General features: G+C 36.0%; 10 protein-coding genes and 1 pseudogene. 4 read left to right on the top strand and 7 right to left on the bottom strand.

What is annotated here, in order from left to right:
• Positions 1-163: 163 nt before the first annotated feature.
• Positions 164-1,198 (top strand): thiamine-phosphate kinase, encoded by a 1,035-nt coding sequence (gene thiL / locus Q3Y49_RS08340; RefSeq protein WP_303271850.1) that lies wholly within the window; start codon positions 164-166, stop codon positions 1,196-1,198.
• Positions 1,199-1,756: 558 nt separating this feature from the next.
• Here thiL and Q3Y49_RS08335 read toward each other — a convergent pair.
• The 4 genes from Q3Y49_RS08335 to accC are packed head-to-tail and all read right to left on the bottom strand — an operon-like array spanning position 1,757 to position 6,087.
• Positions 1,757-2,695, bottom strand: a complete 939-nt coding sequence (locus tag Q3Y49_RS08335) for a CPBP family intramembrane glutamic endopeptidase (protein ID WP_303271848.1) — start codon at positions 2,693-2,695, stop codon at positions 1,757-1,759.
• A 41-nt stretch (positions 2,696-2,736) separates the two neighbouring features.
• Positions 2,737-3,321, bottom strand: coding sequence for a Maf family protein (locus Q3Y49_RS08330; protein ID WP_303271847.1), 585 nt, complete (start codon positions 3,319-3,321; stop codon positions 2,737-2,739).
• Positions 3,287-4,591 carry a DUF1015 domain-containing protein gene (locus Q3Y49_RS08325; RefSeq protein ID WP_303271846.1) on the bottom strand — a complete coding sequence of 435 codons (1,305 nt, stop codon included), beginning with the start codon at positions 4,589-4,591 and terminating at the stop codon, positions 3,287-3,289. Before Q3Y49_RS08325 ends, Q3Y49_RS08330 begins: the two co-directional genes overlap by 35 nt.
• 2 nt (positions 4,592-4,593) lie before the next feature.
• Positions 4,594-6,087 carry an acetyl-CoA carboxylase biotin carboxylase subunit gene (accC, locus tag Q3Y49_RS08320; RefSeq protein WP_303271845.1) on the bottom strand — a complete coding sequence of 498 codons (1,494 nt, stop codon included), beginning with the start codon at positions 6,085-6,087 and terminating at the stop codon, positions 4,594-4,596.
• A gap of 173 nt (positions 6,088-6,260) precedes the next feature.
• Here accC and Q3Y49_RS08315 point away from each other — a divergent pair, with 173 nt between their 5' ends.
• Together Q3Y49_RS08315 and Q3Y49_RS08310 are read left to right on the top strand one after the other, a co-directional pair.
• Complete coding sequence (locus tag Q3Y49_RS08315) at positions 6,261-7,511, top strand: aminotransferase class I/II-fold pyridoxal phosphate-dependent enzyme (RefSeq protein ID WP_303271844.1); 1,251 nt, start codon at positions 6,261-6,263, stop codon at positions 7,509-7,511.
• A gap of 102 nt (positions 7,512-7,613) precedes the next feature.
• Complete coding sequence (locus tag Q3Y49_RS08310) at positions 7,614-7,790, top strand: BF3379 family histone-like protein (RefSeq protein ID WP_013453717.1); 177 nt, start codon at positions 7,614-7,616, stop codon at positions 7,788-7,790.
• Between the two features lie 178 nt (positions 7,791-7,968).
• Here the strand turns inward: Q3Y49_RS08310 and fbp are convergent, their stop codons facing one another.
• Positions 7,969-8,949: a class 1 fructose-bisphosphatase gene (fbp, locus tag Q3Y49_RS08305; RefSeq protein ID WP_303271843.1), complete on the bottom strand. Its 981-nt coding sequence runs from the start codon at positions 8,947-8,949 to the stop codon at positions 7,969-7,971.
• Positions 8,950-9,026: 77 nt separating this feature from the next.
• On the opposite strand from fbp, the gene Q3Y49_RS08300 reads away from it, so the two are divergent.
• Positions 9,027-10,304 carry an aspartate kinase gene (locus Q3Y49_RS08300; protein WP_303271842.1) on the top strand — a complete coding sequence of 426 codons (1,278 nt, stop codon included), beginning with the start codon at positions 9,027-9,029 and terminating at the stop codon, positions 10,302-10,304.
• A gap of 81 nt (positions 10,305-10,385) precedes the next feature.
• Here Q3Y49_RS08300 and Q3Y49_RS08295 read toward each other — a convergent pair.
• Together Q3Y49_RS08295 and Q3Y49_RS08290 are read right to left on the bottom strand one after the other, a co-directional pair.
• Positions 10,386-10,757, bottom strand: a pseudogene (locus Q3Y49_RS08295) (GxxExxY protein); the annotation flags it as partial.
• Between the two features lie 343 nt (positions 10,758-11,100).
• Positions 11,101-12,294, bottom strand: coding sequence for a class I SAM-dependent rRNA methyltransferase (locus Q3Y49_RS08290; protein ID WP_303271841.1), 1,194 nt, complete (start codon positions 12,292-12,294; stop codon positions 11,101-11,103).
• Positions 12,295-12,348: the final 54 nt, after the last annotated feature.

Raw genomic sequence — 12,348 nt, 5'->3', positions numbered from 1 at the left:
ATAATACTTCAGCTTTTTCTTTCCTTTTCTGGTTTGAAAAGAACTCTTCTGGCAGGCAGAAAAAAGAAATGCGCCTAAAAGCAAGAAAATGAATGACTTAAATAATTTCGTTCGCATAATACAAAAGTAAATAATTCAATTTAGAAACTCAAAAAAATATATAATGAGCGATCAAAATAGAACAGAGATCAATAAACTCGGTGAATTTGGTTTAATCGATAAAATCTCAGAAAAGTTCAGCAAACAGAATAATTCTACTCATTATGCCATAGGAGATGATGCAGCAGTCATTGATGTAGGTGATCATTTCCAGCTGGTTTCAACCGACTTGCTCCTTGAAGGGGTTCATTTCGACCTTTCATATTTCCCATTACATCATTTAGGGTTCAAAGCAGTGGCGGTAAATGTCTCAGATATTGCGGCTATGAATGGGATAGCCGAACAGATAACGGTTAGCTTGGCTTTAAGCAATAGATTTTCGCTGGAGGCGGTAGATGCATTTTATGAAGGAGTGAAAGCTGCTTGCGATGCTTATAAGGTAGATTTAGTGGGAGGCGATACTACGGCTTCACCATCAGGCTTAATGATTTCAGTTACGGCCATAGGTAGAGTAGATAAAGACAAAATCGCATACCGATCAGGTGCTAAAGTAAATGATATTGTATGCGTAACCGGAGATTTAGGAGGTGCTTTTATGGGACTGCAAGTTCTGGAAAGAGAGAAACAAGTTTTTTTAGAAAATCCTGAAATGCAACCGCAACTCGACAATTACCAATATATTGTGGGTCGACAATTGAAACCTGAAGCTAGAATGGATTTAGTCCACGAGCTTTTGGATTTAAAAATTGTCCCTACATCAATGATTGATATCTCTGACGGACTTGCTTCTGAGTTGCATCATATTGCTAAGCATTCAGATGTGGGTATCAATATCCATGAAGATAAATTGCCCTACGCCACCAATATGCAGGAAACCGCAATTGAGTTCAAACTAGATCCAAATACTGCTATTTTGAATGGTGGAGAAGATTATGAATTGCTTTTCACCATCTCACAAGATGATTTCGAAAAAGTAAAAAAGCATCCGGATATTCATTTTATTGGTTATGTAAATGAAAAATCAAGTGGTTTGAATATGGTGACTGCTAAAGGAAATCCTATCCCGTTAAAAGCGCAGGGCTGGGATCATTTTGGGTGAAATATCCAGTATCAAACCGGTAAAACGGTCTTGGTTTCGTTCGTGGTCCTTGAACCAAGGTTAAAACCGTGGTTTTAATCAAGCTGGTGCGAGCTTAATGACATTAAGTTAAGATAATAGTAACTGAGCAAGATGTAGATTAATTACGGATTAGGCAATTATCATCCCTTTTGGAAAGGAATTAAAGATGGGGCTTTAAAGCTTGTATCGTCCATTTCGAAGCAACAAATGTGCAACCGAAAATAAAGGCCCAAAGGGCTAACATAGCAAAACGTAGGGTGAAGCCCTACGTAAAAAAGAAGGGAAATCAGCTCTGAAAGGGCGCAATATTACGCCCTTTCAGAGCTTTTGAGCTGAACTCGGCTTGTTATCACAGGTCTTCACCCTGTGTTATAATATTACGTCCTTTCAGGACTAAAGCAACAAACTAAGATTATTGATTAATCAAAAAAAATTTAAAAATCAATTACTTAAAAACACCTAATCAATAGGGCATTCCCCTTATTAAAAGCTTAACTTAACAACATAATGTTAGAGCTTCTTAGTTAGTACCATTTATTAATTAAAAACCTTCTGCATCCAAGCGGCCAATTCCATTAACAAAGCAATTCCCATATGTGCCACTATTCCTCCCCAAATATTCTTGCTTTGGTAGGTCAAAACACCTAAAATATATCCCCCGAAAAATGAGCCAATGGTTTCCCCTAGTGGTTTACCGTAGTGCAAGGCCACATATAAACCTACCATAGGCAAAATAGCCCTAGGGCCTAAAAAGGCAGTAAAAGCAAGCACCATAAATCCACGAAAAAGAAATTCAGTAGTCACAAAATCCCATGCATAGAAGATTTCGAAAACTACAGCTCTTAACTCAACCGACCAATCCATAAATTGATAGGTTGGGGAAAACCTTGGGTAGAAACTCCTAAAGCTCTCCTCAAAAGACGCTCCAACAATTAACGGTATCATTAAAAGTATCAGAGGGAAATACTGACCAATTTTTCGAGCGGAAGTGCGTAATCCGTAAAAGTTGTTATTACTTTTTTCAAATTTTTTATAGTATATGAAAAGTGGCAACATCATCACAAAAACACTAGTGATCTGTCCGATCACTTTGTATAAATAATACCGGTCTTTGTATTCAAATAGATCACTGATGATGACTTTATGATATTGAAAGCAAACATCTACAGTTAACACTATAAGCATAAACAAGCTCTTGGCCATAAATGCTTTGTCTTTAAACAGATTGGGAATGGTTTTAAACCGATAACAAAGAAAAATTATGCCATAATAAATGAATGAAAACAATATAAAATGCGCAAGATATGGTAGTGAGTCAGGTTTCAATCTGTCGATCCATTTTTCGAACCTGACATCCATTATTAAATAGTTGAAGGCAGTAAGAATTCCAATGAAAATGCTAATGGAAATATACAAGGCAGGAGGGTGTTTAACTTCCTTGTGAAAATCCGCAAAATAACGCCAAATTGTTTTCATGTTATTAAATTCCTTTATCAAAGCTCTAAACTTTGGAAAGTTTAATATCCAATACTATATCTAGATAAAGCTTGATAAACCTTATGAATCGGCAAACCCATTACCGTAAAGTAAGAACCTTCCAATTTTTCAATATGAGTTAAGCCTATACCTTCCTGTATTCCGTAAGCTCCTGCTTTATCAAATGGCTTATGATTTCGAATGTAATCCCAAATGATTTTCTCCTCTATCGGATTAAAATAAACCAAAGTCTCATCAGAATATTTTTCAAATTCTCCATTTTGCAACACGCAAAAGCCTGAAACTACCTGATGGGCTCTCCCACTCAATTTACTCAACATGCTAAAAGCCTCATTTTCATCTAGAGGCTTTTCCAATAATTCATTATCAATCAAAACAGTAGTATCAGCTGTTAAAATTATTTTATCTGAATATTGAGCATCTTCAGCAAAAGCCTTAGCTTTCTTCTCTGCTAAAAAAGCCGCGACCTCATTATGAGGCATATCTTCTGGATAAGATTCTTCTGTATCCTTAGCTTCAGCTGTAAATTCAAAGCCTGCTTTGGTCAGTATTTCTTTTCTTCTAGGTGACTTAGACCCTAAAATAAGAGGGTAACTCAAATTCATCTTCCTGTATTGATCCAAATAAAAATCCACAAATAGTTTTAGGGTAGAAATAAGTTGATTTCTGAGGCATAGTAAAGCCTGTATTGCAGACTTTCTTCACCTGCTCCATGCTTATTTCCTTTGTAATTAGAGCACACTGCACTTCATTTTTCAACAACTTGCGAATACAAGCTGTGAAGTTTCTTTCAAACTGTATGGATTCTGAACTTCGTTGTTCCTTTCCTTTAATTCCCAATATCTTTTCAATGAAAAAATAATGTAAAACCGTAAGATCAAGATGCTTTACCTCATTAGGAAAATTCCAATTCAGTTCAGAAATCTTTTCAGGTTTTAGTCTGATTTTGTAAGTGTTTTCTTTAAACAATAGACCAAAAGCCCACATTTTTCCTAAAATAATTTCATGGACATCTTCCGGATTTTCTAGCGTTTTGATGATGAAATCATCTTCTAACGCCTTTAAAATTTCCTTTTCTGAAAAATCAGGAATATCCTTTATCAACCGGTGTGTGGGTAGAATTCTTAAATCATCCGAATCAGCATTGGTCAAATACATCATGTGGAAATTATAGCCTTCCTGACCCGTGTGATTGGGATTCTGTTCTATCATCTTTTTTCGATAGAGCAAACTTCCTTCGTATCGATGATGGCCGTCTGCTAAAATTATCTGCTGAGACGCAATTTTAGCTATGAATTTTTTAATGATTTTGGCATCATGGATAACACTTACAACCTCCTTTACGCCTTGGTAATCTTCTAATTCCCCCAATGGCATTTCCATGCTCTCATCCATGTAAGGCTCCAATTCAAAATCAGGATCGGAATAGAGACCGTGAGTTGCACTTACATTTAATTGAGTTTTATCTAACAAATCAATTCTGTCATTCACTGACTTGGGAATGGTATTTTCATGCCTTAATATAACATTTTCATCCCAATCATAAGCTTTAATGAAAGTGATAAATCCTTTTCTAACTCGTTCACGGGTTGAACCAGGCAAAGTAAAATACTGATAATATACATAAATGCCCGGCAAAGGATCCTGCTTGAGAATTCCTTCCGCTTTCCATTTAGCTAATCGATCCGCAGCCATATCCGCAGATTCTTCTCCACCTTTTGGCACTGAAAGATGAATGCTGTTTAAAGGATTTTTATATAATGCCTCACGTTGCTGGGGAGAAACTACATCAAATAATGGACTGGTCAAATTCTCAATCTCCTTTTGAAGTTTAGCATTATAACGCCAGGCTTTAATAGGCTTAATTTCCGCCATTGCTATAATCTATTCTTTTTCCACAAAGATATTTTCTTCCCGTTTCCTTCTTGTGCAGTTTGCTTTTTTTGCCTTTCAGACCATAGTTTCACTGCCAAAGCCGCTGCTATTTCCGACTCAGTATCACTCACTTTCTCATCTAGGTCACTTGGTTTGAAGTGATTTTCTATAAATTTGGTATTAAAATTACCACTAGTGAAAGCCTCGTGTTTTAGCACATATTTACAAAAACTTAAAGTGGTTTGTATTCCCACAATTTCATATTCATCTATTGCACGGAGCATTCTGCTTATAGCCTCTTCCCTGTTGTCTGCATAGGTTATTAATTTAGCTATCATAGGATCATAATGAATTGGAATATCCATTCCTTGTTCAAAACCATCATCTACACGAACCCCAGTGCCCTGCGGTCTTTTATAAACTTTCAAAGTTCCAATATCAGGTAAGAAATTGTTTTGCGGATCTTCTGCATAGACCCTTACTTCCACCGCATGTCCTTTAATACTCAAATCTTCTTGCTTAAAAGACAAAGCTTTACCTTCAGCAATTCTTATTTGCTCTTTTACCAAATCAACGCCAGTGATCTGTTCCGTCACAGGGTGTTCCACCTGCAGACGGGTATTCATTTCAAGGAAGTAAAAATTCAATTTATCATCAACTATAAATTCAACAGTACCTGCACCATAGTAATTACATGACTTTGCCACATCGATTGCAGCTTGTCCCATTTGATTTCTTATTTCAGGAGTTAAAACACTTGAAGGCGCTTCTTCTATCACTTTTTGATGCCTTCTTTGAATAGAACATTCTCTTTCAAATAAATGTACGACATTTCCTTTTTGGTCACCTACTACCTGGATTTCAATATGGCGGGGTGAGGTCACAAATTTTTCAATGAAAACAGCCCCATTACCAAAAGCATTTTTAGCTTCACTTACCGCTCTATCCATTTGAGATTCAAAATCAGCAGGATCCTCAACAATTCTCATTCCTTTTCCACCACCTCCAGCACTTGCTTTTATCAGTATCGGATAACCAATTTCATCTGCTTTCTTCTTAGCAAATGCCACATCGGTTATGGCCTTGTCTAAACCCGGAACTAATGGCACATCTCTTTTCAGAACTGCGGCCTTAGCAGAAAGTTTGTCCCCCATAATTTCGATGGATTCAGCTGACGGCCCAATAAAAATTATACCTGCTTTTTCTACTTGTCTTGCAAAATCTGCGTTTTCAGATAAAAAGCCATATCCAGGATGGATGGCATCAACATTTAATTCCTTGCAAGTATCAATGATTTTATCTATTCTCAAATAACTTTCTGAAGAAGCCGGAGGACCTACACATACTGCTTCATCTGCATATCGCACATGGAGTGCATTTCTATCGGCTTCACTAAATATTGCTACGGTTTTTATACCCAGTTCTCGTGCAGAACGCATTACTCTAAGGGCTATTTCACCTCTGTTAGCAACTAAGATTTTTTTAATATTCGGCATTTTGATTAGTCGTTCAATATCAAATAAAAATTGAAGTACAATGCTACATAATAATTGTCTTTTTTACTAAAAAATAAGCCTTAAAAGCAGGGAATCAATTTTTTAGGTAACGGCTTTTTTGTTACCTTTGAGGTTTAATTAGAAATAGTATTCATACAATAAAATAGATAAACGTGGATTTATTTGAGAAATTGAAGGTGGATCGTGGACCTTTGGGTAAGCATTCCAATGTAGAAGAAGGTTATTTTATGTTTCCTAAATTGGAAGGAGAATTATCTCCTCACATGAAGTTTAGAGGAAAAGAAGTCTTAACCTGGAGTTTAAACAATTATTTGGGCTTGGGTAACCACCCCGAGATCAGGAAAGCAGATGCTGATTCTGCAGCTAAATGGGGTCTAGCATACCCGATGGGGGCTAGAATGATGTCAGGAAATACTTCACAGCATGAAGAATTAGAAAGACAACTGGCTGACTTCATTAAAAAGGAAGACGTAATGCTATTAAATTACGGTTACCAAGGTGTACTTTCTATTATCGATGCAGTAGTAGGTAGAAAAGATGCCATTGTATATGACGCTGAATGCCATGCATGTATAGTGGATGGTGTTCGATTACACATGGGCAAAAGATTTGTATACCCACATAACGATATTGAAAACTTAGAAAAGCAATTACAAAGAGCTACTAAGTTAACAGAAGAAACCGGTGGCGGAATATTGGTTATTACCGAAGGAGTATTTGGAATGACCGGGGCAATGGGTGATTTGAAATCCGTAGTTGCTTTGAAAGAAAAATATAATTTCCGTTTATTATGTGATGATGCTCACGGTTTTGGAACTATGGGAGAGACTGGCGCTGGAACAGCTGAGCAGCAAGGCGTAATGGAAGAAATAGATTTATACTTCAGTACTTTTGCTAAATCCATGGCCTCAATTGGTGCCTTCGTAGGAGGAGATCCAGATATCGTTAAATTTCTAAGATATAATATGCGTTCGCAGATTTTTGCGAAATCACTGCCAATGCCGATGGTTGAAGGTGCATTGAAAAGATTAGAATTGTTGCGAGACCAGCCTGAACACAAAAAGAATCTCTGGAAGATAGTAGATGCGTTGCAAAGTGGCTTGAAAGATAAAGGATTTAGTATTGGATTAACTCAGTCGCCAGTAACTCCTGTAATGTTAAATGGGACCGTTGGTGAAGCAGCGGCTTTGGCCTACGATCTAAGAGAGAATTTCGGCATATTTTGTTCCGTTGTTATCTATCCTGTAGTGCCAAAAGACACTATTTTACTAAGATTGATACCAACTGCATCACACAGTTTGGAAGATGTTGACCGTACAATTAAAGCATTCGAGGCAATAAAAGATAAGCTAAAAGAGGGTCATTACAGAGAAAATGAGCTCGCAAAAGCATTTAAAGAGTAATTTTTTCGGAAAAAAACCACTCTAATTGTTGTTTTTATATGTTTTTGCCTATATTGCTTTCAATTAAATAATTTATTTAGTCAACCGTAAACTAAAATAAGAATGAAAAGATTCGAACAAGTAAGAGACCTTATCATGGGTCTAGAAGGTGATTTTGAAAAATTCTACGACAAAGAGAATCAGGCAGCTGGTACTCGAGTAAGAAAAGGAATGCAAGAGTTGAAAAACTTAGCACAAGAAATCAGAATTGAAGTTCAAGATATCAAGAACAAATCTTAATTAGAATTTGAACGATTTCGAAAGAGGCTAACATACTTGTTAGCCTTTTTTTATGCCCAAGATCTTGAAGTCTGGAATGTTATCTCTAAAAACGAAAAATCATATTCTCAATAGTAAACTTCAGAATCGGCAAAAGTAATTTTCTTCAAGCTAAGGGAAATGGTATCAACAAAAGATATTACTTCATGGCCTCCTCAACCATTTTTTTGGACCCTACATAGAAGGGAACTCTCTGATGAAGTGATTCTGGTTGTATATCCAATACTCTCTTTTTTCCATCAGTTGCAATTCCTCCCGCTTGTTCGCAGATCATAGCTAAAGCATTACATTCGTAGTTCAGTCGCAACTTTCCTGTAGGAGCTTTTTCAGTAGACGGATAAATATAAATCCCTCCCTTCAATAAGTTTCTATGGAAATCTGCAACAAGTGATCCAATGTAACGTGCGGTATATTTTTTATCTTTACAATTCTCAATGTAATCCTGCACTTTTTTTTCAAAGCTTCTGTAGCCACCCTCATTAATAGAATAGATCTTTCCATCTTCAGGAATCTTCATGTCTGCATGGGATAAGAAAAACTCACCTAGGGAAGGATCATATGTAAATCCATTTACACCTCTTCCTGTAGTATATACTAACATAGTTGATGAACCATATAATAAATATCCTGCTGCCACTTGTTCTGAACCTTTCTGCAAAACATCCTCCTTAGTCACCTTACTTCCAACCGGAGAAACCCGTCTAAAAATAGAGAATATGGTTCCGATGGAAACATTTACATCAATATTCGATGAGCCGTCCAAGGGATCCATCGCTACGATATATCTTCCATCTTGATTGTTCAAATCAAGAATTTCATCATCCTCCTCCGAAACAATTGCACAAACTTCTCCTCCATTTTTGAGTGCTCTTATGAACCGAATATTAGCAATGACATCTAGCTTTTGTTGTTCTTCCCCTTGAATATTCTCGGTTCCAAACGCCCCGCCTATATTCAATAAACCGGCCCTATTAACCTCTCTATGAATGATTTTACCAGCTAAAGCTATATCTCGCAACAATTGGGAAAGTTCCCCAGATGCAAATGCAAAATCATTTTGTTTCTTTTTAATAAATCGGTCTAAAGTGATACCAACAGAGGTGGCTAATTTAGTTTGCATGGAATATTTATTTGTATTGCCGCTAAATTATGAAAAAATTGTAGCTTATTTTGCCAATTCTTACAGAAAAGGAACATATGCAGGTATTTAAATTTGGAGGTGCATCTATAAAAGATGCTGAAGCAGTTCGCAATATGTCGGGAATCCTTAAAAGATTTCCAAATGAAAAAATAGTTATAGTAGTATCCGCAATGGGTAAAACTACCAATGCCCTGGAGGAAATACTGCACTTGAAGTTGCAAGACCTATCAACTGATGCTGCTATTCAAAACCTATTTCAGTATCATGAAAATATTATTTCAGCCCTTTTCTCCAGCAATGAGTCTAATGGACTCCAAATTCTCAAGGATATATTTGGTAGGCTAAAGGCGAAACTTGATGAAGTTGCTGATTCTCATTATGATAGGTCCTATGATAGTATAATTTCATTTGGAGAAATCATTTCCTCCTCAATTCTATTTGAATTTTTAAAAAGTGAGAATCTTACTATTTCAAAAATTGAAGCTAAAGATTGCATCAAAACGGACAAAAGTTTCCGGGATGCGCTGGTGGACTGGGGAAAAACAAAAAAACTAATCGAAACCGCTGTTCATGAAGACTTCCAGCAAAATCAATTCATTATAACTCAAGGTTTTTTAGGAGAGTCTGAAGACGGTAGAATTACTACTTTAGGACGAGAAGGATCTGATTTCAGTGCTGCAATTTTTGCTTACTGCACCAGTGCAACAGCGGTAACCATTTGGAAAGATGTACCAGGAATTTTAAACGGAGACCCGAAAAAGATTAAAGATGCAGTTCTGTACCAAGAACTCTCCTATCAGGAAGCTGCAGAAATGACTTATTATGGAGCATCAGTCATCCATCCAAAAACTATAAAACCTTTGGCAAATGCTGGCATTCCTTTACATGTGCGTTCTTTCAGTTCTCCTGAAAAAGGTGGGACAATTATCCATGATTGTAAAACGATTCATCGAACCCCTTGCATTATCATAAAGGAAAAACAAAGCCTGATTACTTTTAAGTTAAGTGACTTTACTTTTATAACAGAGGCTTTGATCGGGAAAATATTTAAGACCCTAAACAAACACCATATCAAAATCAATATGATGCAAAACACTGCTATTTCTTTCTCAATTTGTGTAAACGATGATTTGCACCGCTTAGATCAACTCATGAAAGATTTAGAAGAAGACTTTTCTATTTTCTATAACAAAGGGTTAGAATTAATCACCATCAAAAATTTTGAAGAAAGATTAATCACTAAAATGACAACGGGCAAAGAAATTTACATGGAACAAAGAAGTAGAAAAAATTATCAGGTGGTGGTGAAGGGGAATCTGATAAGCTTCCAATAACTTAGCAAGCTACAACTCTGAACATATTGATTCAACCACAAAGTAACAAAAGAGCACAAAAGAAAATAATCAAGATTATTTTTAAATCATATTGCTGAAATATTCATTTACAAAGGTCTTTTGTCCTTCATTGTAAGGGTTATAAACATTAAAATTAAAAAGAATACCCTTAGGGACTTTTAAAAGTTTCATATAAGACAATATTTGCGCTTCGTATACTGGTATTATTTCTTTAACTGCCTTCAATTCGATGCAAATAGTATCCTCAACTAGTAAATCACATTTTAAATTTACATCCAATTCCAATCCTTTAAAATCAATGGAAATTATTTTTTCAGTCTGGATTTCTATATTCCGATTTTGAAGTTCATGCGCCAAACATTTTTGATACACATTTTCTAATAAACCTGGTCCTAATTCCTTGTGGACTTCAATTGCTGCATCATTAATTTTATAGGTTAATTCGTTAAGATAGGCCTAACTATTTTTCATTTTTTATGGGTTCGGTTGAATTGCAAAGAATTTCAAATGTGTTATTTATGATGTATTATTCCAAAACTGCAGTTTCTAAATAGAAAATTCATACCATTCAATTTGGCTTTATGAATTGCCTTAGGCAATTCAACTTTTGTTTTCTTTTGTTACTTTATGGTTAAAACAAACAACAAAGTGATTAATATATAAATTTTTAAATATTATCAATCGGTTTTTAGGTGGAAATACCTAAAAGGAGAGCTGCTAATGAGGAAGGAAATTAATAAAGGTCTTTTTTCTTGACTTTACAATCAAGTCAACTTTAAACCACCCTCAAAACCAGTCCTTTTAAATACTCTCCCTCCGGATGGAAAATATTGATTGGATGATCAGCAGGTTGGTGAAGTTGATGCAAAATTTGCACTTCTCTCCCAGCACGAGCAGCGGCAGAAAAAACAACAGTTCTAAATTGTTCTTGGCTCACCACTTGAGAACAACTAAATGTGAAAAGCACGCCTCCTGATTTCATATTCTTCATGGCTTTCTCATTGATGGTTCTGTAGCCCTGTAAACCATTTTTTAATACTTTTCTGTGCTTGGCAAATGCAGGCGGATCCAATACGATTACATCATATTGCTCAGGCATTTCATTTAAGAAATTAAATACGTCTGCTGTAAAAGATTGATGGTTTTGAGCATCTGGAAAATTCAATTTCACATTTTGATCAGTTAAATCCATAGCTCCTTGAGAACTGTCCACACTATGGACCAATTCTGCACCTGCCTGCAGGGCAAAAATGGAGAACCCACCAGAATAGCAGAATGTATTGCAGACTTTTTTACCTTTACTGTACCGTTCCAACAATTTCCTATTCTCTCTTTGATCGATAAAAAAGCCTGTTTTTTGCCCTGTTACAACATTGATATTAAAGGTATTTTCATATTCTTTAACTAGCCATTCTTCTTTTTCTTCCCCATAAAGGAAAGCATCAGTAGTTTCTAAATCTGCTTTGAACGGAAGTGTATGATTACTTTTGTCATATACCGATTTCAATTGATCTCCCAACAGCTCTTTAAGCGCTTCTAAGAAGACTTCCTTGATTTGGTACATACCTACAGTGTGCGCTTGAAAAACCACACAGCCGTCATAATAATCGACAATAAGCCCAGGGAAACCATCACCCTCTCCATGAACTAATCTAAAAACATTTGTTTTAGCATTTCCCCATAGATTGGCTGTTTTTCTTAATTCAATAGCGGATTGTAATTTCCTCTTCCAAAAATCCTGATTGATTTCCTCTTTTTGAAATGTCAGCATTCGAACGGCTATAGAACCCACCTGAAAATAGCCAATGCCGATAAACCGCTTATCCTGCGTTTGAATTTCTACAAAATCTCCTTCCTTTACTTCAGTAGGCACCGGATGAATGGCACCGGAAAATATCCAAGGATGGAAACGTTCCAATGATTTTTCTTTGCCTTTTTTAAGATTGATGATGGGTAATGGGCTTTGCATAAAATTGAATTCTAAATAATATGTAAAGATGGGGAATTTGGATTTAATTTCAGC

This window comes from Marivirga harenae (assembly GCF_030534335.1).
Taxonomy (GTDB): domain Bacteria; phylum Bacteroidota; class Bacteroidia; order Cytophagales; family Cyclobacteriaceae; genus Marivirga; species Marivirga harenae.
This window is presented reverse-complemented; position numbering and strand designations above follow the sequence as displayed.

Bases quoted from the DNA above. Each gene is read 5' to 3' on its own strand.
- thiL (WP_303271850.1), top strand. From the start codon at position 164: ATGAGCGATCAAAATAGAACAGAGATCAATAAACTCGGTGAATTTGGT.
- Q3Y49_RS08335 (WP_303271848.1), bottom strand. From the start codon at position 2,695: ATGAAAACAATTTGGCGTTATTTTGCGGATTTTCACAAGGAAGTTAAA.
- Q3Y49_RS08330 (WP_303271847.1), bottom strand. From the start codon at position 3,321: ATGAATTTGAGTTACCCTCTTATTTTAGGGTCTAAGTCACCTAGAAGA.
- Q3Y49_RS08325 (WP_303271846.1), bottom strand. From the start codon at position 4,591: ATGGCGGAAATTAAGCCTATTAAAGCCTGGCGTTATAATGCTAAACTT.
- accC (WP_303271845.1), bottom strand. From the start codon at position 6,087: ATGCCGAATATTAAAAAAATCTTAGTTGCTAACAGAGGTGAAATAGCC.
- Q3Y49_RS08310 (WP_013453717.1), top strand. From the start codon at position 7,614: ATGAAAAGATTCGAACAAGTAAGAGACCTTATCATGGGTCTAGAAGGT.
- fbp (WP_303271843.1), bottom strand. From the start codon at position 8,949: ATGCAAACTAAATTAGCCACCTCTGTTGGTATCACTTTAGACCGATTT.
- Q3Y49_RS08300 (WP_303271842.1), top strand. From the start codon at position 9,027: ATGCAGGTATTTAAATTTGGAGGTGCATCTATAAAAGATGCTGAAGCA.
- Q3Y49_RS08290 (WP_303271841.1), bottom strand. From the start codon at position 12,294: ATGCAAAGCCCATTACCCATCATCAATCTTAAAAAAGGCAAAGAAAAA.